Raw genomic sequence first — 22907 nt, forward strand, 5'->3', positions numbered from 1 at the left:
ACGCATCGAGCGTCCCCGCCCCCGTTCCGTCCGCGCACCCGCCGCCCGTCTCGCTATGCTTGCTCTTACGAGCGTCTCCGCTCGATGCGGTTGACGTACCAGTCTCCTGCTGCCTGGATGATCTGAACCAGCACCACCAGCACCGCGATGCACGCGATCATGATTCCCATGTTGTAACGCTGGTAGCCGTAGCGATACGCGAGGTCGCCCAGGCCTCCGCCTCCCACAAGACCTGCCATGGCCGAGAATCCCAGCAGCGAGATGGCGGTGATCGTAATGTCTTTCACCAGCGGCACGTGCGCTTCCGGCAGCACGATGCAGAACATCGTTCTCAGCTTGCCGGCTCCGCTGGCGAACGCGGCCTCGATCATGCCCTTGTCGACTTCGGCCAACGACGCCTCGCTCAGCCGCGCGAAGAAGGCCACCGCCGCGACGGCCAAGGGGATCACCACCGCCTCGGTGCCGATTTTGGTGCCCACTACCAAGGCCGACAGCGGCAGCAGGAAGATGAGCAGAATCAAAAACGGGATGGAGCGCACCACGTTCACCGTCGCGCCCAGCACCTTGTTGAGCAAGGGGCTGTTTATGAACAGGTGCGTGCTGGAAGCGTAGAGCAAAATGCCCAGCGCGCCGCCAGCCACGATGGCGATGACCAGCGCGATGCTGCACATGAACGCGGTCTCTCCCAGCGTTTTGCCCACCTCGAGTAGAATCTCGCTGATGTTATCCGGCATGCTTCAACACCTCCAGATGCTCGACCTGCCCTCTCAGATGCGCGGTCGCTCGGTCGATTTGGTCGTTGGCGCCCTCGGCTCGCACGTACAAAATGCCGAAGGGCTTCTCGTTGATGTACTCGATCTTGCCGTGCAGGATGGAAAGGCGCACGTCGAACAGCTTCCCTGCATCGAATAGCACGGGTTCGGTGGCGTTTTCTCCCGCGTAGGTGAGCTTGATGATAGAGCCGTTTTGCTCGAACGCGCCGCTTGGCAGGGCGAAGTTCTGGGAGTGCCGCACCAGGCCTCGCAGCATCTCGGACTGCGGGTTGGAGAACACCTCGTAGGTTTCGCCTTGCTCCACCACGCGTCCGCCGTCCATCACTGCGATGCGGTCGCAGATGCCTTTCACCACGTCAAGCTCGTGGGTGATGACCACGATGGTCACGCCAAGTTGCTGGTTCACGCGTTTCAGCACGTCGAGCACCGATTTTGTGGTTTCGAGATCGAGCGCGCTGGTGGGCTCGTCGCACAGGAGGATGCGCGTGTTGGCGGCCAGTGCGCGTGCGATGGCCACGCGCTGCTTCTGTCCGCCGCTCAGCGTTTGGGGGTACGCGTCGCGCTTCTCCTCCAGGTTCACGAACTCCAGCAGCTCGACGACGCGCTCCTCGATGTCCTGCTTGCTCCAACGGGCGCACTTCAAAGGAAAGGCAACGTTGTCGTAGACGGTCTTGGCATTCCATAGGTTGAAGTGCTGGAAGATCATGCCGATGCCGCAGCGCGTTTCGCGCAAACGGGCGCCGGTCTGCCCTACGATGGATGCGCCGTCGATCACGATATCTCCCGACGTGGGCTTTTGCAGGAGGTTGATGGTGCGCACAAGCGTCGACTTGCCGGCACCGCTCGACCCGATGATGCCGAACACCTCGCCTTCCAGGATGGTCAGGCTCACGTCGTCGACGGCCGCGGTGGCGGAAGCCCCGTCTCGGGAAAACTCGACCTGGATGTTCTTCAGCTCTATCATGGAACGACCTTCCTTTGCGACGATTGCCTAGTACGAGCTGGGCTTGCCGAAGCCGGCGAAGATGTTGTCGGGGTCGTCGATGACGCTTTTGAACGCATCGGATTGCACGATTCCTTTCACAGCCTGGGCGAATTCGGCGTCGGCATCGGCGCCCTGCACGGCGATGACGTTGTAGTATCCCTCGGACAGCTGCTCGACGTAAGCCGCGTCGGCAAGGTCGAGGCCGGCGCCGATGGCGTAGTTGCCGTTGATCACCGCGACGTCCACGCTGTCCAGCACGGTGGGCAGCACTTCAGCGTTGACCTGCTGGAAGGAAAGGCCACGCGGGTTCTCCGCGATGTTGTTCACCCCTGCTTTCGCGGGGTCGACGGAGGCATCCAGCGTGATGAGGCCCGCCTGCTGCAGCACGCGCAGCGCTCGCGACAGGTTGGTGTCGTCATTGGGAATGGCGACGGTTGCGTTCGGGGGCAGTTGATCGAGCGAGCCGGCTTTGCCCAGGAACACGCCCATGGCGGCGGTGGGCACCTCGACGATGGATGCGAGGTCGAGGTTGTGCTGTTTGGAGAAGCTCTCCAAATAGGTCGCATGCTGGAACAGGTTGAGGTCGATCTCGCCGTCGGCCAGAGCATTGTTCGGCTGCACGTAGTCGGAGAATTCGACGTACTTAACCGAGTAGCCCTGCTCGGTCAGAGAGGGTTCGATGGCCTGCTCGAACATGTCTTGATAGGGTCCTGCGCACACGCCGACTCGGATAGTTTCGGCATTGGAGCCGCCGGTCGACGTACAGCCGGGCAGGATGAGCAGGGCGACGGCCAAGCAGGCGACAAGGGCTGCGGCGGCGCGGCGGGCTCGCGACGAGCGCGATCCGGCGGGGGTTTCATGTGAAGCGGTGCGGATAGTCATGGGTTTGGTCCTTTGTCTCGATGAGGGGTGCTAAGGGTAAAAAAAGAAGCCATAGGCTTCCCGTCTTCGCATGCAATGCTCTCGGCGCGCTTATGGCAGCGGGAGAACTGAATGCAGATGAAGGCAGGCACCAGGGCGCGTGGGTTGGGGCGATTGCATTCGCATGAGCACGGGCTCTCCTCTCTTCAGTGGGGTGAAAGCATTATCAACGGATGCCTAGATTGAAACAAGGGGTTTGGTCATTCGTAGTTTTGGACAGCAGTCATCTGATAAACAGATAACTCGGTTAACGGTAAAGTCGTCTACGCAGGTAAAGGGCGGGCAGGTGCACGGTTAGGGCAGGCCGTGCACCGTGCGCTGCCGAACTGCCAATTGGCTTCATTGCCGTCTTCCGCTACACTGCTCGCATTGTTTTTTGCGCGTCCGGACTGTTCAGTCTGGGCGCTTTCGATAAGCGAGGACGTATGGTACGTGAGAAATTCGGATCCCGTTTAGGGTTCATCCTGATCAGCGCGGGATGCGCCATCGGGCTGGGGAACGTGTGGCGCTTCCCTTACATCGTGGGGCAGTACGGGGGCGCGGCATTCGTGCTTTTGTATTTGCTGTTCTTGGTGGTGTTCGCGCTGCCCATTCTCGTGATGGAGTTCGCGGTGGGCCGGGCGAGCCAGAAGGGCGTCGCGCGCAGCTTCGACGAGCTGGAGCCGGCCGGGTCGAAATGGCATCGGTTCAAGTGGGCGGCCCTTGCGGGCAATTACCTGCTGATGATGTTCTACACCACGGTTGCCGGATGGATGCTGGCGTTCATGGCGTTCAGCGGCGCGGGCACGTTCGAGGGCCTGGACGCCGGCGCCGTCGAAGGGGTGTTCAACGGGCTTCTGGCCGACCCGCTTATGATGGTCGCGTTCATGCTGGTCGTAGTGCTGATAGGCGTGTTAGTGACGCGGGCCGGCTTGCGCAACGGCGTGGAGCGCATTACGAAGACGATGATGGCCGCCCTGTTCGCCGTCCTTGCCGTGCTGGTGGTGCGCGCGGTCACGCTTCCGGGCGCCGAAGAGGGCCTGTCGTTCTATCTCATGCCCGATTTCGCGAAGCTGTTCGAAGGCGGGTGGGGGACGTTCGTCGATGCCGTGTTCGCGGCTATGGGCCAGGCGTTCTTCACGGTGTCGGTGGGCGTGGGGTCCATGTCCATCTTCGGCAGCTACATCGATAAACGCTACCGCCTTACGGGCGAGGCGCTGCGCGTCGCGGGGCTGGACACGCTCGTGGCCATCATGGCGGGCCTCATCATCTTCCCGGCGTGCTTCGCGTTCGGGGTGGAGCCGGGCAGCGGCCCCGGCCTGGTGTTCATCACGCTTCCCAGCGTGTTCAGCCAGATGCCGGTGGGGCAGCTGTGGGGCACGCTGTTCTTCCTGTTCATGAGCTTCGCCGCGCTGTCCACGGTGGTGGCGGTGTTCGAGAACATCATGAGCTTCAGCATGGACGAGTGGGGCTGGTCGCGCAACCGCGCTTGCCTGGTGAACGGCATCGCGCTGGCGCTGTTGTCGCTGCCGTGCGTACTGGGCTTCAACGTGTGGGCGGGCGTGGAGGTGCCGGGTATCGGCAATATCCAGGCCATCGAGGACTTCCTCATGTCGAACAACGTGCTGCCGCTGGGCGCTCTGGTGTTCCTGCTGTTCTGCACGTCCAAGCGGGGCTGGGGTTGGGATGCGTTTCTGCGCGAGGCCGACACGGGCGAGGGCACGCGCTTTCCTCGCTGGGCTCGCGGCTACGTGCGCTTCGCGCTGCCCGTGCTCATCCTGGCGGTGTTCGTGGCCGGCTACGTACCCATCGTGCAAACCTGGCTGGGGCTGGGGTAGGCCCGCGGCGCCGGAGGGAGGGCGCCGCGGGCCGAGCGGAGCGGGGAGAAGTCTAAAGGTTTCGGTGCAACTTAGATCTCGCCCTTCACGGTTTCTGCCATGAGGTAGCCGTAGTTCATGGCGGCGTCGAAGCCCATCGCGTAGGGTCGGCCGTCCTTCTCCTCGATGGATCCGCATACGTCGCCCGCCGCGTACAGTCCGGCGACGGCTTCGCCCGAGTCGCTCAGCACGTGTCCTTCGGTGTCGATGGCCAAACCACCCGTGGTCAAGTAGAACGTGGGGATGCAGGACACTACCCAAACGCCATCATGCGTGTCGAGGTAGGGCAGCTTCTTGCGTCCGAACTCGTCTTCCTCGCCGGCGAGCGCGTGGGCGTTATGCGTATCGAGAGTGGCAGCGAGGTCGGTCAGCCCCAGCTCCTCGGCAGCAGCCTCCACGGAATCGTAGTGCACCATGTCGCCACGGTGCTCGAGGCATTTGTAGGTATCCATGGCGTACAGCTCGTTCTTGTTCGTGGTGATGCGGCCCGCTTCGTCGGTGACGTAGAAGAACTTCCCCCCGTTCGTTTCATCGAGAAGCGCCCGCCCAAGCACGCCGTGGTTATCCGACATGATATTGCCGAACTGCTTGCCCGACGCGTTCACGAGGATGCCTGGCGTGGTCTGGTACAAGAAGGCGATCTCGAAGTTCGATCCGGCCTGGTTCGTGGTGGACAGGAATGCGCCTAGGTCGCGACCCATGCACTCGATAGCGCCTCCCGCCTTCTGTCCCAGCTCGATGCCATCGCCGGTGGAGCCGGGTGCGCAATTGAACTTGAAGTCGGCGTACTGAGGGTAGTGCTCCTTGATCATGTCCGGGTTGGCCGCGAACCCTCCCGACGTGAGGCATACGGCCTTCGCCGTGACGGTCCAGGTAGAGCCGTCACGCCCTTCAGCTTTGAGCCCGGTCACGCGACCGTCGGCATCCTGCACGAGTTCGGTCACCTTCGTCGCGTATACGATCTGTCCGCCAAGCGCACCGATGCGATCGACCAGGTAGTCCTTCGCGTATCCGCAGCCGCCCATGTAGCAGCCGGGAGCCAAATACGGCGTCACGCCGTACGCCTTGTTCACGCCCAAGCTGTAGAAGCCCACGCCGATGCCGTGCATCCAATCCACCAGTTGTCCGGAGTTCGAGTACATGGCCGTTTGGTACGGCATCGCGCCGTCGAAGCGGTCGTTTTCGGGAACGAGGTACTTCTGCATGACTGCCAACATAGCTTGCTTGTTGTACATGGGATTGTCGTCGGCCCTGCCGAGCGCGTAGTTCGCTTGCAGCTGCGATTCGGCGGCGGCGACGCCCGAGTACGTCATGGGCATGGAGCCGCCGGCAATGTCCTGCTTCTCGAAGAGCACCACCGTTTTCCCGGCTTCCAGCAGTCGCGTCGCTGCAACGAGGCCTGCGGTGCCGGCGCCCATGAACGCCACGTCCACGTCGGCGGTCTGCGCGGCGCCGCCGCTGGGGGTTGCGGCGCCTAGGCGGAAGTCCTTCGGATTACCGCCGGCGTTCGTGATGGCGTCGGCTACAGCGCTTTGCACGGCCATCGATGTGGTGGTGGCACCGGTGACTGTGTCCACGTCGATGTTCTTGGCTTCGAGAATCCTCGTTGCCATCATCGGAGCGGCCGTGGATCCGATGCCGATGGTGTCGTCGCAGCGCAGCACGCTGATGCCTGCGATGTCGCCGCCCGCGACGGTCACCTGCACGAACAGGTCGTCGTCGTGGCCCATAGCCGAGCCTATCCATTTGCCGTCGGTGAAGCTGTCGGGCACGCTTTTCTTCTCCGGTTTGGCGTCTTTCGCCGAGTCGTTGCTCGCCTGTTGCGGCGTCGCGCATCCCGCTAGACCGCCCAGTGCGGCGACGCCGCCGAATGCGAGCGACCCCTTGAGAAAGTCCCTGCGATTGAGTTCCATAGTGTTGCTCCCTCCTCGATTGGTCGGCGTGGCTTCGTGATCGCCGTGCCTCGCCGAAATGAACAACGCGAGTATCGCCAGGCGAGGTTGTCGGAGTCGACCCCGATTATCGGTGCATGTATCGAAACGGACGGTTTCCGCCTCGCCCATTTTCGGTTATTTTTTGCATCGTGCCTGGTCAATGTCATTCGTATATGAAGGCTGCAGACGGTTTTCCATTCGACGCCCCCGTCGCCGCGCGCAAGATAAGGTACAATGCGTTCGGGAGGAAATCGCGTGACAAGCAAGCATGCAGGCATAGCCCTTGGGGCGCTCGGTTTCGGTCTGTGCAAGACCGCGATTTCGGTTGCCTACATTACGGCGATGGGCTCGGTGTCCTCTACTGTCGGATTCGTGTCCGAGCTTGATTTCATGTTCGCGATGAACGCGATTTCGTTTGCGACGGCGCTTGCGATCATCGCGCTCGTGCGCGCAGGACGGCTTCGTCCGGGTGCGCTATCGCAAGTTCCGGCTGTGATCGCGTTGCTCGTCGGGTTCTTTTTGAGCGCTACCGGCGTAATGGCGGGGCTGCCGTTCGCGGCGACGGCCGTGTTCTACGGCGTGCTGTGCGGGTTCGCGCTCACGGTGCTCAATGCTGCATGGCTCGAGGCGTTCGTTGCGGAGCCCGATGCCGCTTACGGCGTCTACCAAATCGTGGGTGGGCTGATCGTTCAATGCGTGCTGGTGTCGGTGCTACCGCTTTTGGGGTCGCTTGCGGCAAGCGTGCTCTCCATTGTGGCGGTGGTCGTTTCGGCCTGCCTGCTCGTGCGACTCAAGCGCATGCTCTCGTTTGCCGAGCGCGACGAGCTTCTTCCGGCGAACCGCGGCGATCGCCTCTCGTTGCTGCAGGCGTTCTTATGCCTGTTCGTGCTCGTGGGCGTTGTGGGCATCCTGCACACCACGGTACTGGGCTCGCAGTCCGAGAGCATCGTAGGCGATGTGAACATGTGGATGCCGCTGGTGGCGGCCACGGCGATCACCGCGTTGGTGGCAGGGCTCACCATGCGACATCCCGATCCCACGGCCGTCTACAAGGGTTGTCTGCCCGCGATGCTGGCGATCCTCTCGTTGCTGCCGTTTTTCGGCGAAGCGCTCGGCGGGCTGGCCGGTCTCGTCATGATCACGTGCTACGACGTGTGCGGCATGGTGTTCCTGCTGTTCATAGTCGATCGTGCACGCACGTTGCGCATGTCGAGCTATGTGCTGTCAAGCGTGTACCTGGGCGGCTCGGGTCTGTTCTTGGTGATCGGCCTGTCCATAGGCGGCGTTCTGGGCGCGCTCAGCGCCGATTACGGGCTGTCGTTGTTGACGCTGCTCGCGTTCGCGGCCATCTACCCGTTGGCCATCGTGCTGGTGGTCGCGTTGCGCCGCGCGCATCCGCAAAGCGCTTCCCATGCTACGGCGAGCGAACGCGAGGCGGGTGCGCCAAGCGCGGGCTCCGTTCCTACCGTCGATGACGCGCTGGGTGCTGGCGTCGATGCCGTTGCGGCGCGGTTCGAGCTGACGCCGCGCGAACGCGAGATATTGGGCTACTTAGCGCGCGGTCGCTCGGCCAGGTTCATCGCCGAGACGTTGATCATTTCGGAGAACACCGTATGGGCACACATCAAGCGCGTCTACGCGAAAACAGGCGTCCATTCCAAGCAAGAGCTTATGAGCGTCGTCGAGCGACAAGGGAGAAACGGGAAAGACGGGTAGAAAGCCTCAAGGACGACGGAGAGGGGCCGGCGTTGGCGTCAAGCCGTGCGCGCAAAGCGTCGCATCGGCAACGGAACGCTCTGAGTGAAGGCGCAAGAAGCGCGGCCGCGTCGGCTCGAGCAACGTACCGCATATTTTTCTCCATATTCCTTGGGGATTGCTCGCGTGAGCGGGGTTTGCGTGGCTATAATAGCGGGTAACACCTGAGTAACGGATGCACGGCGAAGCGATATGCGCCTCGCGGCACCCCGACACCGCACCGACCGCAGATGGAGGAGTTCATGGCATACTATTTCGACGAGCCGTCCCGAACCTTTAACGAGTACCTGCTCGTTCCCGGCTATTCTTCGGCCCAGTGCATTCCCGCCGAAGTCAGCCTGAAGACGCCGCTCGTGAAGTTCAAGCGCGGCGAAGAGCCCGCCATCTCGTTGAACATCCCCATGGTGTCCGCCATCATGCAGGCTGTGTCCGACGACGGCATGGCCATCGCGCTTGCTACCGAAGGCGGCCTGTCGTTCGTGTACGGCTCCCAGACCATCGAGGACCAGGCCGCTATGGTCGCTCGCGTCAAGGACTACAAGGCCGGCTTCGTCACCAGCGACGCGAACCTCTCTCCCGAGATGACGCTGGCCGACGTGGTAGCCCTCAAGGAGGAGCACGGTCACTCCACCATGCCCGTCACCGCCGACGGTTCGGCGCACGGCAAGCTGGTGGGCGTGGTCACCGATCGCGACTACCGTTTGTCCCGTATGTCCATGGACGCGAAGGTGGCCGACTTCATGACCCCGCGCGAGAAGATGATCGTGGCTCCGGCCGACACCAGCCTCAAGGTTGCCAACGACATCATCTGGGACAACAAGCTGAACTCCCTGCCCGTGGTGGACGACGACGATTGCCTCATGTACCTGGTGTTCCGCAAGGACTACGACTCTCATAAGTCGAATCCCAACGAGATGTTGGACGCGCACAAGCGCTACATGGTGGGCGCGGGCATCAACACGCGCGACTACGCCGAGCGCGTGCCGGCGCTGGTGGAGGCCGGTGCCGACGTGCTGTGCATCGACAGCTCCGAGGGTTATTCCGACTGGCAGAAGTTCACCATCGAGTGGATCCGCGAGCACTATGGCGACGACGTGAAGGTGGGCGCGGGCAACGTGGTGGACGCCGAGGGCTTCCGCTTCCTGGCCGATGCGGGCGCCGACTTCATCAAGGTGGGCATCGGCGGCGGCTCCATCTGCATCACGCGTGAGCAGAAGGGCATCGGCCGCGGCCAGGCCACCGCTACCATCGAAGTGGCGAAGGCACGCGACGAGTACTTCGAGGAGACGGGCGTGTACATTCCCATCTGCTCCGACGGCGGCATCGTGTACGATCATCATCTGACGCTTGCTCTGGCCATGGGCTCCGACTTCGTCATGCTGGGCCGCTACTTCGCCCGTTTCGACGAGAGCCCCACGAACAAGGTGAACATCAACGGCTCCTACATGAAGGAGTACTGGGGCGAGGGTTCGGCTCGCGCGCGCAACTGGCAGCGCTACGACCTGGGCGGCGACAAGAAGGGCATGTCGTTCGAGGAGGGCGTCGACAGCTACGTGCCGTACGCCGGCTCGCTGAAGGACAACGTCGACCTCACGCTGTCGAAGGTGAAGTCCACGATGTGCAACTGCGGCGCGCTGACCATCCCCGAGCTGCAGGAGAAGGCGAAGCTGACCATCGTCTCGTCCACGTCCATCGTCGAGGGCGGCGCCCACGACGTGGTGCTGAAGGACAAGACCCCCTACGTGAGCAGCAGCATCCACTAAACCTGTCTGCTTGGAACACGCACTGGAAACGCCGCCCGGACGAACGGGCGGCGTTTTTTTTGCGTGCCGAGAGGGATGGGGGCTTCGAGGGTGCCCGAGCTCGTTGGGCCGTGAGGGGCGGGAGCGCACGCGAGTCGCGATGGGAGCGCGCCCAGCTGCGATGCTCCGGGGCTTCGAGGACGGGCGTGCGCACGGGCCGCGAGGGGGCGTAACAAGAGTTTCATGTGGAACACTTGTGCTAAAGGTGCGGCTCTACGGTGGGGTCGGCGCCGATGATGGCGTGCAGCTCGTCGATGTAGCGCAGCAGCAGGTCGCTCGGGCGGCGCTCGTTGTGCATGATGTAGCCCACCTGCATTGTCTCGTCCACGTCCAACGGGATGCTGGCGATGCCCGAGTGCATCTCGGCCGACAGCACGCCGGTGGACAGGGTGTATCCGTTGTAGCTGGTCAGCAGGTTGGTGAGCGTGCCGCGGTCGGAGATGCGGATGTTGCGCTTGTGCGGCAGGTGGCTGAGCGGCTCTTCGGAATAGTAGAACGAATTCGTAGTGCCCTGCTCGAACGAGTAGCGCGGGTAGTCGGCCAGGTCGTCGGGTCGCAGCAGCGTGGCGCCCGCCAGCGGGTGGTGCTCGCCCACGAACACGTGCACGCGCGCGTCGAACAGGGGAGCGTAGGCCACGTCGGCGTCGTCGAACGCCTTCTGCAGCACGCGCCGGTTGAAGTCGTCGGTGTACAGGATGCCCACTTCGCTGCGGAACGTGCGCACGTCGTCGATGATCTCGGCCGTGGTGCTTTCGCGCAGGATGAACTCGTACTCCTCGCCCTTGCAGCCTTCCACCACGTTCACGAACGCCTGCACGCTGAACGCGTAGTGCTGCGTGGACACGGCCAGCCGCAGGTGGGTGGAGCCTTTATCGGCGTAGCGCATCTCCAGCATGTCGGCCTGCTCGATCACCTGGCGCGCGTAGCCTAGAAGCTCGGTGCCGTCGTTCGTCAGCGTCACGCCGCGGTTGCTGCGCGTGAACACGGTGATGCCCAGCTCCTGCTCAAGCTCCTTGATGGCGGTCGAGAGGTTCGACTGCGACGCGTACAGGTTCTGCGCCGCCGCGTTGATGGAGCCGTACTCCGCGATGGCGATGAGGTAGCGCAGCTGCTGCAAGGTCATTGAAGATGCCTTCCGAGTTGGGACGTCAGGTGGTTCGATCTACGTTCTTTCTCTCATTGTACCCAGCTATCTGCTGAATCGATAGCAAACCATCAAAACATCGAATGACCCGAAAGGTTGTGTTTGAGCCGCGTTCGTGGTTTCATGCAATACGCTGCATTGCGCGCATATGTCCTGGTAGCGAACGAATGTTTCACGTGAAACATTCCGAAGCTCAACTCGGCGGGGCGAACGCGCTGGCAGCGACGAAACCGCATGACGAACAAGGAGTAACCATGGCGAAGGACATCCCCTACGATCAGAAGTACTATGATCCGGAGATCGAATGCATGCCGCGGCCGGAGCTTGAGGCGCTGCAGCTTGAGCGCCTGAAGGACATGGTGGCCTACGCATACGACAACACGGTGTACTACAAGCGCGCGTTCGACGAGGCCGGCGTGAAGCCGGGCGACATCGAATCGCTCGACGACATCGCGAAGTTCCCCTTCTGCGACAAGAAGACGGAACGCGAGACGCAGCATGTGGGCAGCTTCTTCGGTGAGATGTGCTCCGTGCCCGAGGAAGAGGTCATCTTCATGGCCACCTCGTCCGGCTCGACGGGCGTGCCCACGGTCAGCCCCTTCACGCAGGAGGACTTCGACCTATGGCAGGACACCGAGGCTCGTTTGTTCTGGCAGGCGGGCATGCGCCCGAACGACCGCTACGTGCACGGCCTGAACTTCGCCCTGTACGTGGGCGGCCCCGACGTCATCGGCGCGCAGCGCCTGGGCGCGCTGGCCATCTGGGTGGGTGCCGTGCCGTCCGACCGCCTGCTGTTCGTGCTCAAGCAGTACCAGCCCACCATCATCTGGACGTCGCCGTCCTACGCGTGGCACCTCGGCGAGATCGCCAAGGAGAAGGGCTTCGACCCCAAGGAAGACTTCAACATCCACACCATCATCGTGGCCGGCGAGGCGGGTGGCTCCATCAAGTCCACGCGCGAGGCCATCGAGAACCTCTGGGGCGCGAAGGTGGTCGACTTCTACGGCCTGTCCGATATCTACGGTGCCTGCGCCGCTGCGTGCGAGGCGCACGACGGCCTGCACATCGTGGAGGACCAGATCCTCGTGGAGACGGTGGATCCGACGACCGGCGAAGTGCTGGCTCCGGGTGAGACGGGCGAGCTGGTGTACACGACGCTGTGCAAGAAGGCTCGCCCGATGATCCGTTTCCGCACGGGCGACATCGGCTACGTGAGCACTGACACCTGCGAATGCGGCCGCACGCTGGCGCGCATTCACGTGACCGGCCGCAAGGACGAGATGTTCATCGTGGGCGCCGTCAACGTGTTCCCCAGCGACATCGAGTACGTGGTGCGCGGTCTGGACGGTCTCACGGGCGAGTACTCCATCCGTGTGTACGAGAAGAACTTCACCTGCAAGTACGAAGTGTCCGTGGAGCGCTCGCTGGGCAGCGACGAGCCGTACGACGAGGTGGCAAGCCGCACGGAAGCTGCGCTCAAGGCGCACACCGGCGTGCGTCCTGCCAAGGTTATTGTGTATGATGCAGGCAAGCTGGGCACGTCGTCCGAACACAAGGCCTCCAGGTTCATTGATGAACGTGGCTGCGTTACGCGATAACCCCCCGTCATCCTGAGCGGAGCGCCGTAGGCGCGGAGTCGAAGGATCTTGCTGAAAGGAACCACTTATGACTGTTGAAACCACCTTCGCCGTTTCCGGGCAGCACTACCTGTTCAACGTGCAGACGTTCGCCCACACCGTGCTAGCGCTGGGCGGCGACGCGTACGCCTACGCGCTGCGCGACCGCACTACGCAGGGCGTCATCGACGACGTCGCCGGCGGGAAGAGCGACTTGGGCGTGCTGTTTCAGACTTCGGCCACGGCTGACGAGGTGAACGCTGCACTGGATGCCGCGGGTCTCGAATTCGTCGAGCTCATCCAGTCGGCGCCGCGCGTGGCGCTGCCGAAGAGCCACCCGATGGTGAACGCCTCCAGTCTCTCGCTGGAGGATATGGAGGATTTCCCGTACCTGTATTTCGAGCAGGACGAGGATTCGCCGGTCGCGTTCGCCGAGGAAGCGCTGGCCAGCGTGCCGCGCGCCAAGAGCATCGCCTGCACCGACCGCGCGTCGCTGTCCGAGCTGATCGTGGCGCTGAACGGCTACACCGTGACCAGCGGCATCCTCGTGGGCATCTCCGACGGCGCGGGCCTGAACACCGTGCCGCTGGACACCGACGTGAAGCTGCACCTGGGCTACGTGGTGCGCAAGGGCGAAGCGCTCAGCGACATCGGCCAGCGCTTCGTCGACACCCTCAAGAAGAACCTCGAGAAGTACGCGCGGTTCTAGGGTTTCGGCGGCCTGCCGGCCGCCGAAACAAGCCGACGCTGCGGGCCGCTCTGGCACCCCATCTTCGCGCGATCCCGCAAGCTCGCGTACCGAAGCATCCCCTGCGGGGACTTCCTGCGGGGCGCGTGTCGTCTGCGATCCGCAGGTCGAGCAACAGCGAACGGATGTTTCACGTGAAACATCCGCGGGTTGCGCTCTCGTTCGCGGCGCGTGAACCCTCTTGCCTGCGCTTGTCCTAAAAGGGGACAGCCCCTTTTAGGACAAGCGCGCGTCGCATCTCGGCGTTTGCTATTGCCGCTTCGCGTCCAGAAGGAGCAGGTCGACTGCTTTGTTCCACACGGCGACAGCGTCGACGTCCGCATTCTGCGCCACGAGCGTGCTGAAACCCGAAGTGATGACGTACAGGTATTGCGCCGCGTTCTCGACATCGAAGCGCGGGGGGAGCGCTCCGATGTCCGCGCCGTGCTTCAAAACGGCGGCGAACGCTTCGATCGTGGTCTTCGTGAGCCGTTGCTGATGCTGGGCTACGGCGGGTATTCTCGTCGCCTGCATGTCGATTTCCGCGAGAACGCGTCGGCGCTCTTCGTCCCCGTGGTAGCTTGCGAGGATCGATCGGCCCATCGCATGCAGATACGAATAGTACTCTCCCCGGTCGTCGATCGAGGCGAATTCCGTATCGTCCGGATCGAGCACCGGATGCAGGCTTTTCACCATGTCCAAGAACAGCTCTTCTTTCGATGCGAAATAGTAGTACAACGCCGGTTTGGAGACGCCGACGGCGGCACATACCTGGTTCATGGATGCCTTGTCGTAGCCTTTTTCGGCTACCAAGGCGTACATGGCGCTCACTATCTTGTCTCGAGTGCTAGGTTCGCTCACAGCTCAAGCCTTTCTTCAAAAGGGGCTGGTACAACAATAGCATATACGTGAGCAGGACGGATATAGTTGCTCGCCTGCTCGCCCGGCTGCCGCGCATCTCCTGTTTTTCATGTTGACGAAGGGATCTTCAGTTGCTATAGTACTACTTACTTACCGGTAGGTAAACACTATACGAAGTGTTGGAAGAGGACGAACTCGTTCGCTTCCCATGGCACGGAGGAGGAACCCGTGTTGGAAAACTATCGGCATCCAGGGGAATTCGAACCCCAATCAGACGTTTTCATGGAATGGATTCCCGACGCGTATCAGATGAAGGGCTACGACAACAGCCGGTCGTGCGCCGAGATCGTCAAAGCGCTGCAGGAGTTCGGGGGCGTGACGCTCCATATCAACTGCGGTGCGGAAGGCGTTCTCGAACGTGCCAAGTCGAGCTTGGCGGAGAAGGGGGTCGATACGGCCGACATCCGCTTCGTGCAATTCGCCGATCCGAACTTCTATGTGCGGGACAACGGCCCGACGGTTATGGTGGACGATCGAGGCGGCAGAATCCTGATCAACCCGAATTGGAGCTACTACGGCACGCTGCCGCCCGACGACCCGTACTGCGTGCAGTCGCGCATCGCCGCCGTGCAGATGGGGGTGTCCTTGGGCATCTTCGACGTGGTGAATTCCGATGTGGTGTCCGAAGGAGGGGATCGGGAGTTCAACGGTCAGGGCGTCATGATGTGCATCGAGGACACGGAAGTGCGCAAACGTAATCCGGGTCTTACGAAAGAGCAGGTAGAAGCCGAATTCAAGAGACTCTACAACGTGGAGAAGATCATCTGGATCCCACAGCCTTTGCTAGAAGACGACGATTTCAGGATGGGGCCGTTGGAATACCGCGACGGCGTGCCGTACCTCGGCTCCAGCTTCGCGGCCCATATCGACGAGCTGTGCCGCTTCGTGGATGCGAACACCGTCGTGCTTGCCGAGGTGACCGACGATGAGGCGGCGGAAAGCGCGATCGGCGCAGAGAACAAACGACGCATCGAAGCCGCCTACGATGTGCTCTCGAAGGCGACGGACGTCCATGGCAACCCGTTCGCCATCAAGCGCATGCCCGTGCCTATCTCCATCGATTACGTCTTGACCGAGGACGACGAGAACTACGGGCTGTACGAGGGGCCCGTGATGGAGATGGGCGGCGCCTTCGCCGACGGCACGCCGTGGCCCGGCGGCCCCATCCATCTCATAGCCTCGACGGGGTACTGCAATTTCCTCATCTGCAACGGCGTGGTCATCGGCCAGCGCTACTGGCATGAGGGGATGGATCCGGCAATCAAGGGGAAGGACGAAGCCGCCCAAGCGGTTCTCGAGGAGTGCTTCCCGGATCGCACGGTGGTGATGGTGGACAGCTTGGCGCTGAACATGACCGGCGGCGGCGTGCATTGCTGGACGAAGAACGTTGCGGCGTCCGAGCCGCGATGAGACGGGCGCGAACCCGTATGACAAGGCAAGCCGCGCGGGTGTTCTTGGCAGAAGCCGCGCGACCTGCACGTAAAGCAAACCTATAGTATCAGAAAGGCTCGAAACTATGAACAGCAACCTTGTTGGACGCGATATCCTGAACCTACGCGATCTTACGCCCGATCAGTTCCGCTATCTGATCAATTTGTCATGGGAGCTGAAGGCCCAGAAGAAGTCGGGCGTCGACCAGCGTCATTTCTGCGGCAAGAACGTCGTCGCGAACTTCATGTGGAGTTCCACCCGCACGCGATGCGCCTTCGAGACGTCGTGCAACGATCTGGGCATGGGCTTCACGTACCTCACCAACTCCCATATGGGCTACGATGAGAGCATGAAGGACGCGATCCGCGTGCTGTCCGGCATGTACGATCTGCTGGTCATCCGAGCTCAGCTGCGCGAGGAGTTCCTGTACGAAATCGCCGATTATTGCGATATTCCCGTCATCAACGCCCTGACGCTCGACGACCATCCGACGCAGATGCTGGCCGACGCCCTTACGATGGAAGAGCAGTGGGGCGGTTTGGGCTCGAGCCGCCATAAGACGATGGCCTACGTGGGCAATTGCTCCGGCATGCCGTATTTCTACGGCCGCCTGTGCGCCATCCTGGGCATGAACCTGCGCGTGATCGGACCTGAGAACCCGCGTTACCGCCTTCGCCAGCCTTGGGTCGACGAGATCGCCGAGCTTTACAAGCGTTGGAGCCCTGATTGCGAGTTCACGGTGACGACCGACGCGTCCGCTGTCGAGGGCGTCGACGTCATCACCACGGAAGTTTGGCGCTATCGCAGCCCTGATGTAAGCGATCAGGTTCTCGATCCGGAGGCGTACGATTCTTGGATGGGCGACGTGAACGATCTGCTTCCGTACCGCGTTTCAAGCGAATTGTGCGAGCGCACGGGGAACAGGGACGTGTTCTGCATGCACGAGCTTCCTTCCGTGCACAACGCGGAGCACGAGATAGGCCGAAAATTGCTCGCCCAGGCGCCGAACGATTTTGAGCGCACGGTCATCGAGGAGGGGCTCGAGATCACCGACGAGTGCTTCGAAAAGAACGCCTCGGTGATCTTCCGCGAGGCGGAAAACCGTCAGCATACCATCAAGGCGATCATGGCCGCTGTGCTGGGATTGTAAAAGCGCATGCCGAAGCCGTTTTGCGCGCCGTGTCCCTGTGCGGTCCCAAGCAAGGGCCGGCGCGCAGAACAGCGGTTTCGACGCTATCGTTTGAAGGGAAACGATACTTATGGAAAGCTCGCATGCTCTGAAGAACTCAGGAAAGTTCGCTTGGATCTTGGTGCTCGGCCTTGGACTCATGTCGGCGGGCACAACCGGTTCCTATAGCGTCGTCGCAGGCTGTTTCATGACGCCGGTCTGCGAGGATCTGGGAATCGACTACAACATGTTCTCCTACTATTTCACGGCAACGCTGGTGGGGGTCGCCGTCGGCATGATGTGCGTCGGCAAGATCTTGCCGAAAGTGGTCGGTCGGTGGACCCATGTCGCGGTGGCAGCGGTTCTACTGGCGGCTGGCGCGGCCATGGCGTTTTACTCGAATGTCTGGCTGTTCCTGCTTTCGGGGCTCATCATCGGATTCGGCATGTCCTTCACCACGGGGCTTTGCATGTCAGCCGTCATCGATCAATGGTTCAGGAAGAAGGCGGGCCTCGCCATCGGCTTGGCTTGGACGGTCAACTCGGTGTACATGGTCGTCATGAGCCCGGTCATCACCGCCGTCATCGAATCTGTGGGTTGGAGGAACGGGTACCTGGTGCTCGCTGCCGTCTCGGCCCTCGTAGTCATACCGTCTATCGTGTTCATCATCCGGTTCAAGCCCGCGGATAAAGGCATGCTTCCCTACGGTTACAGCGAAGCCGAATCGATCGGTCAAGATGCAGGGGTGGAAATCGCGGCCACGCGAGGCGTGCCGTTCAAGGTTGCGGTGAAGTCGCCCGCGTTCATCGCCTGCGTCTTGTTCCTCTGCCTCGTGCAGATCACCGTGTGCATGAACCAGCTTTTCCCAACATATGCAGTGGAGGTCGGCCTTGGCGCGATGACGGGCGGAATCATGGTTTCAGCTGCGTCCATGTTCGATATCTTCCTCAACCCTGCCGTAGGGTCCTCATGCGACAAGCTCGGCTCGTTCATAGCCCTGGTGCTGTGGGTAGTCGTGAGCATCCTGTCGTTCGTGATGCTCATATTCGCAGCTGGCCAACCGTGGCTCGCCATTCTGGGAGCAGGCGTGAACGACGTTATGTACGTGGTGGCCGGAGCTGGCCTTACGTGCCTGCTCATGAGCGTGTTCGGCTCTCGCGATTACGGTCGGATCTTCGGTATCGTCTGCGGCGTGGCTTATATCGCCGGGGCGTTCGGCATGCCCATCATGACCGCTGTCTACTCGGCAACTGGAACGTTCAATGCGGTGTTCGGGCTGTGCATCGTCATGAATGTCGCCATAATCGGATTGATCTTGGTCATCAAGGCTACCAGCAAGAAGCTGCAGTGGGTCGAGGGAGAGGACGAAACGCCTGTCGCTCTGCATTGAGCGCTAACCTGGGGCGGTGCGCCTTCGAATTAGAGGTGCACCGCTCTGCGCGCTACTCTTGTGCAAGTCCTCCGTCGTCCATAAAGACATCCGCACATTCCTGCTTGAAACCGACAGGCTACTGAAGTAACGGGTCGTCGTCCTCGTCGAGCGCGCGATGCCTGCCGGCCAAGTCGAGGGCGTCGTCGCTGATGGGCGGCGCGCCGTGAGCGCCCCACTTCGCGCGCACCTGCTCGCGGCGGGCGCGCTCGGCACGCGCCTCGCTGGGACGCATTGGCCGGGGCATCTCGGCCGTTGCCGTCTTTTCGTGCGACAGCGCCATGCGGATGCGCATGTATTCCCAGATCAGCAGCACGAGCAGGATGCACATCACGATGAGGTAGCCGATCACGGCACCGGGCAGCCCGGTGAAGTTCACTAGCAGGATGGGCACGAACAACGCGAATCCGAACGTGATCACGTACAGCTTCGTGACGGAGCGCTGCTGGCGCAGCACGGTGATCACTTGGTACAGGAAGTCGATCGCCGCCGTCACGCCGCCCGCTGCCAGCATGATGTAGCATAGCCCGCGGAATTGCTCGAAGTCCACGCCGTACAAGAAGCTCATCACGGGAATGCCGATCCATGCCATGGCAAGCGCCGTGACGCCGGTGACCGCGACGATGACCGCCATGATCACGACGATGATCAGGTCGAACCGCTTGCGCTTCGCAGGGTCGGCCCACACGTTCGCCATCTTCACGAGCAGCGGCTTGTAGATGAACCCGACGGTCAGCAGGATGCCCTGCGCGGGGAAGTACAGCGCGTTGAAGTACAGCTGGTTGTCGTAGCTCAGTACGCCTTCCATTACGAACTTCGGCATGTTGTCGATGAATGCGTACAAGAACAGCGCGATGAACAGGGGGAAGCACTGTTTGAACAACTCGACGATGCTGCCGACGTTCCAACGTTTCGACCTTGGCGTCTCGAACATGGCCAGCGGGAACGTGAGCACGATGAAGGTGGCGAACGCCGCGACGGCCATGACCACGCACGACACGGCCAGGTTGCGGGTGATCAGCAGGCACAGCGAGAACGCCACGAGCACCACGACGGAGCGGAACGCCTGCGACACGCCCGACAGATACAGCTTGTCCACCTGTTGCAGCCGCCCCTCGTACACGTCGGCCAGGCCGTCTACCATCTTGTAGAGGTACACGCCCAGGCTGATGGTGAACATCTGGCTCTCGTAGCCGCGCACCGTGCAGTACACCACGCCGACGAGCACCATGAACGCGCAGGTAATCCACCGGTTGATCTGATAATCCGAGAACGAATGCTCCTCGGTCACGTCGGACACCTGGTAGGTGCGCACGCCGTAGTTGGCCAGGATCATGAGCAGCGTGCCGGTGACGAACGCGAGCGAGAACATGCCCGCCTGCTCCACGCCCACGAGCTGCGTGACCACGACGGTGAGAATGGGGAACACCATGCCCCATGCGCCCACGCCCACCGTATTCCACACGTAGTCGCGCGTGGTGCGGTGCGCGGCGTACTCTTCCTCCTGGTCGGCAAGCGAGCGCTCGGATACCGCGCCCAGCAAGCGGTTGCACCAGCGGTTGACGCCTTTCGTGATGAAGTTGGGCTTACGCCGCTTGCTGGTTGCCTGGCGCTCACGCGAAGAAGCGCCGAGGAACGGCGTCGTGTCAGATGGCGCGGGCGTTTCATCGATCACGGTGTCGTCGTGCAAGGGCTCCGTCGGTTGTTTTGCGTGCGAACCGTGTTTGGTGTCGTTGCGCGTAATGCGATCCATGATGTCGCGTCAGGCTCCTTCGCTGCGTCGCATGCCCATTCTCTCTCAAGGAGCATTATAAGTTCGCATGTGGGCGCTACGCCAAGATTCATACCAGCAGCAAACGGAAGCGCTCCGCTTAGCGAATCCATGGCGCGCTCACGTGGATGCGGAAAGAGACGGAAAGCGCGAGGGGCGAGAGGCGCTCTGCCCAATTGGGGGAGTTTGACGGCATGTGGGCGAGCGCGAAGCCGTCCGCGCTCGTGCGCAGCGGTATACTTGCATGACCAACGTGCAAAGATGCGAAGGGGAGAGTCCATGATCGAAATACTGTGGCACGGTCGCGGCGGCCAAGGCGCCTTCACGGCTGCGCGGCTGCTGGGCGCGGCGGCATCGCTCGACGACGGTCGGCATGCTTTGGCGTTTCCGTCGTTCGGGCCCGAGCGGCGCGGCGCGCCGATGCGGGCGTTCACGAAGCTGTCTGACGAGCCCATCGGCGACCGCAGCGCCGTGGCGAAGGCCGACTACGTGATCTACCTCGACGATACGCTGCTGGGCGAGGGCTGGGAAACCGAGCTGAAGCCCGGTGGCGTCGTGCTGGTGAACAGCGTGCGTATGTTCGACGACGAGCGCATCGCGGCGCTCGATGCCGACGGCATCTCGGCGGCCGTTCTGGGCCGACCGATTCCGAACACGGTGTTCCTCGGCGCGCTGTCGGCGCTGTGCGATCGGGTGAGCGTCGAGAACGTGCAGGAAGCCATCCGCCAGTACATGCCGGCGAAGCTGCATGCGAAGAACATCGCGATCGTGGATGCGGCACGGGAGGCGATGGGCGAAGCCCAGGAGCCGCGTGAAGAGGCCCCTGGTCATCCTGAGCGCGCGCAGCATGAAGACGAAGGCTCCCGCGCGACGCCAGCTGAAAGCGCTCCGAGTCTGACCGCCTGCGGCGGCTCCGCTCAGGACGACGTCGTCGTATCTCCGCGTCCTGCGTCTCGCATCCCCGCCCTTCGCTCCGCCAATCTCGACCCTGCTGACTTCGCGCATTCCACGTGCTTCGACGCAGGCTACCTTACGGTGAAGAACGCCGGCTGGCGCAACATGCGTCCCGTGATCGACGCGGCGTCGTGCACGGGATGCCTCCAGTGCTACCTCTACTGTCCCGACGGCACGGTGTACAAGGTTCCGTCGGCTTGCCAGCCGACGGAAGCAGCCGACGCTGCGGCTTCCCCCGGCACCCGATCTCGCGGCGATGCCGAAGGCTCGCGTACCGAAGTATCCCCTGAGGGGACTTCCTGCGGGGCGCGCTTCGCCTCCGCCATCCCCACGATCTCGGACACCGGGGAAACGCTCGCTGACTCACTGGGCGAACCTGCGTGCGCGTCCATGCAGCCCACGGCTCCCGTCGCCATCGACCTCGACTTCTGCAAGGGCTGCGGCATCTGCGCGAAGGCGTGCAAGTTCAACTCGATCACGATGATCCTTGAAAGCGAGGCGGATGCCCGATGAAACGGTTCCTTTCCGGCGACGAAGCGTTCGCCGAAGGCGTGCGCTTGGCGCGCCCGCAGGTGATTTCCGCGTATCCCATCACACCGCAGACGGTGGTGGTGGAGCGACTGAGCGAGATGGTCGAGGACGGCTCGCTGGCCGCCGAGTACGTGCACGTTGAAAGCGAGCATTCGGCGCTGTCGTGCGCCATCGGCGCGTCGGCTACGGGTGCGCGCACGTTCACGGCCACGTCGAGCCAGGGTTTGCTGTACATGGCCGAGTGCCTGACCTACGCGGCGGGCGGACGGTTCCCCATCGTGATGATGAACGCGAACCGCGCAACCGCGCTGCCGTGGAACATCTACGGCGACCAGCGCGACTCGCTGGCGCTGCTCGACCATGGATGGATCCAGGTGTACGCCGAAGACAACCAGGAGGCGCTCGACCTGGCGCTCATGGCGTACGCGGTGGCCGAGAACCCTGCGGTGGCAACGCCCGTTATGGTGAACCTCGACGGGTTCGCGCTCACGCACACCTACGAGACGGTTGACGTGCCCGAACCCGCCGAGGCCGACGCGTTCCTGCCACCCTACGAGCCTGCGGGCAACCGGTTCGACTTCGAGCATCCCGTGAACATCGGCTTCTCGGCCGGTCCCGAGTACAACCGCTACTTCAAGTACTGGGAGCATCGCGACATGCTGGACGCGCCCGCTGTGGTCACCCAGGTGGAGCAGCGGTTCGCCGAGGTGTTCGGTCGGCAGTATCCCGGCATGATCGAGACGCTGGACTGCGACGATGCCGATGTGATACTGGTCACGCTGGGATCGGCGGCCGGGCTGGTGCGCTCGGTGGTGCGGCAGCTGCGCGACCAGGGCGTGCGCGCGGGCATGCTGCGCATCCGCTACCTGCGTCCCATGCCGAGCGCGCTCATCGCCGAGGCGCTGCGCGGCGCGAAGGCTGTGGGAGTGCTGGAGAAGGACGTGTCGTTCGGCGCCGAGGGCACCGTGTTCACGAATGTGAACTCCGCGCTGCAGCAAGCGGCCGTGGGCGTGCCCACGTACAACTTCGTGGGCGGCTTGGGCGGCGACGATATATCGGAAGCGCAAGTGCATGGCATGTACCGCATGCTCGTACAGGCGGCCGAGGGGACGGGCGAGCTGCCGCGCGTATCGTTCCTCGGGATCGATTCTCCGGCGGATGCGCTCGGTGCGGAAAGGGGGCGGTAGCC

17 protein-coding genes are annotated in these 22907 nt (G+C 62.5%); 10 read left to right on the plus strand and 7 right to left on the minus strand.

Annotated elements, in window-relative coordinates; translation table 11 throughout:
• Positions 1-65: 65 nt before the first annotated feature.
• The 3 genes from ELEN_RS02030 to ELEN_RS02040 are packed head-to-tail and all read right to left on the minus strand — an operon-like array spanning position 66 to position 2640.
• Positions 66-734 (minus strand): methionine ABC transporter permease, encoded by a 669-nt coding sequence (locus tag ELEN_RS02030; protein WP_009306010.1) that lies wholly within the window; start codon positions 732-734, stop codon positions 66-68.
• The gene (locus ELEN_RS02035; RefSeq protein WP_009306011.1) at positions 724-1737 is read right to left on the minus strand and encodes a methionine ABC transporter ATP-binding protein; all 1014 of its coding nucleotides are present in this window, start codon (positions 1735-1737) and stop codon (positions 724-726) included. Before ELEN_RS02035 ends, ELEN_RS02030 begins: the two co-directional genes overlap by 11 nt.
• Before the next feature lie 27 nt (positions 1738-1764).
• Positions 1765-2640, minus strand: a complete 876-nt coding sequence (locus ELEN_RS02040; RefSeq protein ID WP_009608184.1) for a MetQ/NlpA family ABC transporter substrate-binding protein — start codon at positions 2638-2640, stop codon at positions 1765-1767.
• Positions 2641-3104: 464 nt separating this feature from the next.
• Here ELEN_RS02040 and ELEN_RS02045 point away from each other — a divergent pair, with 464 nt between their 5' ends.
• Positions 3105-4496 (plus strand): sodium-dependent transporter, encoded by a 1392-nt coding sequence (locus tag ELEN_RS02045; protein ID WP_009306013.1) that lies wholly within the window; start codon positions 3105-3107, stop codon positions 4494-4496.
• 71 nt (positions 4497-4567) lie between these two features.
• On the opposite strand, the gene ELEN_RS02050 is transcribed toward ELEN_RS02045, so the two are convergent.
• Positions 4568-6448: an FAD-binding protein gene (locus ELEN_RS02050; protein WP_009306014.1), complete on the minus strand. Its 1881-nt coding sequence runs from the start codon at positions 6446-6448 to the stop codon at positions 4568-4570.
• A 276-nt stretch (positions 6449-6724) separates the two neighbouring features.
• Here ELEN_RS02050 and ELEN_RS02055 point away from each other — a divergent pair, with 276 nt between their 5' ends.
• Positions 6725-8185, plus strand: coding sequence for a helix-turn-helix transcriptional regulator (locus ELEN_RS02055; protein WP_015759964.1), 1461 nt, complete (start codon positions 6725-6727; stop codon positions 8183-8185).
• 281 nt (positions 8186-8466) lie between these two features.
• Positions 8467-9987, plus strand: coding sequence for an IMP dehydrogenase (locus ELEN_RS02060; protein WP_009306016.1), 1521 nt, complete (start codon positions 8467-8469; stop codon positions 9985-9987).
• A gap of 238 nt (positions 9988-10225) precedes the next feature.
• On the opposite strand, the gene ELEN_RS02065 is transcribed toward ELEN_RS02060, so the two are convergent.
• Positions 10226-11149, minus strand: a complete 924-nt coding sequence (locus ELEN_RS02065; protein ID WP_009608146.1) for a LysR family transcriptional regulator — start codon at positions 11147-11149, stop codon at positions 10226-10228.
• Positions 11150-11424: 275 nt separating this feature from the next.
• Between ELEN_RS02065 and ELEN_RS02070 the strand changes: the two genes are divergently transcribed.
• Positions 11425-12768 (plus strand): phenylacetate--CoA ligase family protein, encoded by a 1344-nt coding sequence (locus tag ELEN_RS02070; protein WP_009306018.1) that lies wholly within the window; start codon positions 11425-11427, stop codon positions 12766-12768.
• 67 nt (positions 12769-12835) lie between these two features.
• Positions 12836-13495 carry a LysR family transcriptional regulator substrate-binding protein gene (locus tag ELEN_RS02075; RefSeq protein ID WP_009608016.1) on the plus strand — a complete coding sequence of 220 codons (660 nt, stop codon included), beginning with the start codon at positions 12836-12838 and terminating at the stop codon, positions 13493-13495.
• 288 nt (positions 13496-13783) lie between these two features.
• Here the strand turns inward: ELEN_RS02075 and ELEN_RS02080 are convergent, their stop codons facing one another.
• On the minus strand, positions 13784-14374 hold the full coding sequence (locus ELEN_RS02080) for a TetR/AcrR family transcriptional regulator (protein WP_015759965.1): 591 nt from the start codon (positions 14372-14374) through the stop codon (positions 13784-13786).
• Between the two features lie 228 nt (positions 14375-14602).
• On the opposite strand from ELEN_RS02080, the gene ELEN_RS02085 reads away from it, so the two are divergent.
• The 3 genes from ELEN_RS02085 (at position 14603) to ELEN_RS02095 (ending at position 18423) form a co-directional block, all read left to right on the plus strand.
• Positions 14603-15844 carry an agmatine deiminase family protein gene (locus ELEN_RS02085; protein ID WP_009306021.1) on the plus strand — a complete coding sequence of 414 codons (1242 nt, stop codon included), beginning with the start codon at positions 14603-14605 and terminating at the stop codon, positions 15842-15844.
• Positions 15845-15950: 106 nt separating this feature from the next.
• Positions 15951-17015, plus strand: a complete 1065-nt coding sequence (locus ELEN_RS02090) for an ornithine carbamoyltransferase (RefSeq protein WP_009306022.1) — start codon at positions 15951-15953, stop codon at positions 17013-17015.
• Between the two features lie 226 nt (positions 17016-17241).
• Positions 17242-18423 (plus strand): MFS transporter, encoded by a 1182-nt coding sequence (locus ELEN_RS02095; protein ID WP_226844269.1) that lies wholly within the window; start codon positions 17242-17244, stop codon positions 18421-18423.
• A 118-nt stretch (positions 18424-18541) separates the two neighbouring features.
• Here the strand turns inward: ELEN_RS02095 and ELEN_RS02100 are convergent, their stop codons facing one another.
• Positions 18542-20215, minus strand: a complete 1674-nt coding sequence (locus ELEN_RS02100; protein WP_009608163.1) for a lipopolysaccharide biosynthesis protein — start codon at positions 20213-20215, stop codon at positions 18542-18544.
• A 297-nt stretch (positions 20216-20512) separates the two neighbouring features.
• Between ELEN_RS02100 and ELEN_RS02105 the strand changes: the two genes are divergently transcribed.
• Positions 20513-21700 (plus strand): 2-oxoacid:acceptor oxidoreductase family protein, encoded by a 1188-nt coding sequence (locus tag ELEN_RS02105; protein ID WP_009306025.1) that lies wholly within the window; start codon positions 20513-20515, stop codon positions 21698-21700.
• A complete protein-coding gene (locus ELEN_RS02110; protein WP_009306026.1) occupies positions 21697-22905 on the plus strand; it encodes a transketolase C-terminal domain-containing protein in 1209 nt (402 codons plus the stop codon). The genes ELEN_RS02105 and ELEN_RS02110 overlap by 4 nt, the downstream gene beginning before the upstream one ends.
• Positions 22906-22907 lie beyond the last annotated feature (2 nt).

This window comes from Eggerthella lenta DSM 2243 (assembly GCF_000024265.1).
Classification (GTDB): domain Bacteria; phylum Actinomycetota; class Coriobacteriia; order Coriobacteriales; family Eggerthellaceae; genus Eggerthella; species Eggerthella lenta.

What these genes read in the sequence shown, in the direction of transcription:
- ELEN_RS02030 (WP_009306010.1), bottom strand. Translation starts at nt 734, where the DNA reads ATGCCGGATAACATCAGCGAGATTCTACTCGAGGTGGGCAAAACGCTG.
- ELEN_RS02035 (WP_009306011.1), bottom strand. Translation starts at nt 1,737, where the DNA reads ATGATAGAGCTGAAGAACATCCAGGTCGAGTTTTCCCGAGACGGGGCT.
- ELEN_RS02040 (WP_009608184.1), bottom strand. Translation starts at nt 2,640, where the DNA reads ATGACTATCCGCACCGCTTCACATGAAACCCCCGCCGGATCGCGCTCG.
- ELEN_RS02045 (WP_009306013.1), top strand. Translation starts at nt 3,105, where the DNA reads ATGGTACGTGAGAAATTCGGATCCCGTTTAGGGTTCATCCTGATCAGC.
- ELEN_RS02050 (WP_009306014.1), bottom strand. Translation starts at nt 6,448, where the DNA reads ATGGAACTCAATCGCAGGGACTTTCTCAAGGGGTCGCTCGCATTCGGC.
- ELEN_RS02060 (WP_009306016.1), top strand. Translation starts at nt 8,467, where the DNA reads ATGGCATACTATTTCGACGAGCCGTCCCGAACCTTTAACGAGTACCTG.
- ELEN_RS02065 (WP_009608146.1), bottom strand. Translation starts at nt 11,149, where the DNA reads ATGACCTTGCAGCAGCTGCGCTACCTCATCGCCATCGCGGAGTACGGC.
- ELEN_RS02070 (WP_009306018.1), top strand. Translation starts at nt 11,425, where the DNA reads ATGGCGAAGGACATCCCCTACGATCAGAAGTACTATGATCCGGAGATC.
- ELEN_RS02075 (WP_009608016.1), top strand. Translation starts at nt 12,836, where the DNA reads ATGACTGTTGAAACCACCTTCGCCGTTTCCGGGCAGCACTACCTGTTC.
- ELEN_RS02090 (WP_009306022.1), top strand. Translation starts at nt 15,951, where the DNA reads ATGAACAGCAACCTTGTTGGACGCGATATCCTGAACCTACGCGATCTT.
- ELEN_RS02095 (WP_226844269.1), top strand. Translation starts at nt 17,242, where the DNA reads ATGACGCCGGTCTGCGAGGATCTGGGAATCGACTACAACATGTTCTCC.
- ELEN_RS02100 (WP_009608163.1), bottom strand. Translation starts at nt 20,215, where the DNA reads ATGGATCGCATTACGCGCAACGACACCAAACACGGTTCGCACGCAAAA.
- ELEN_RS02105 (WP_009306025.1), top strand. Translation starts at nt 20,513, where the DNA reads ATGATCGAAATACTGTGGCACGGTCGCGGCGGCCAAGGCGCCTTCACG.
- ELEN_RS02110 (WP_009306026.1), top strand. Translation starts at nt 21,697, where the DNA reads ATGAAACGGTTCCTTTCCGGCGACGAAGCGTTCGCCGAAGGCGTGCGC.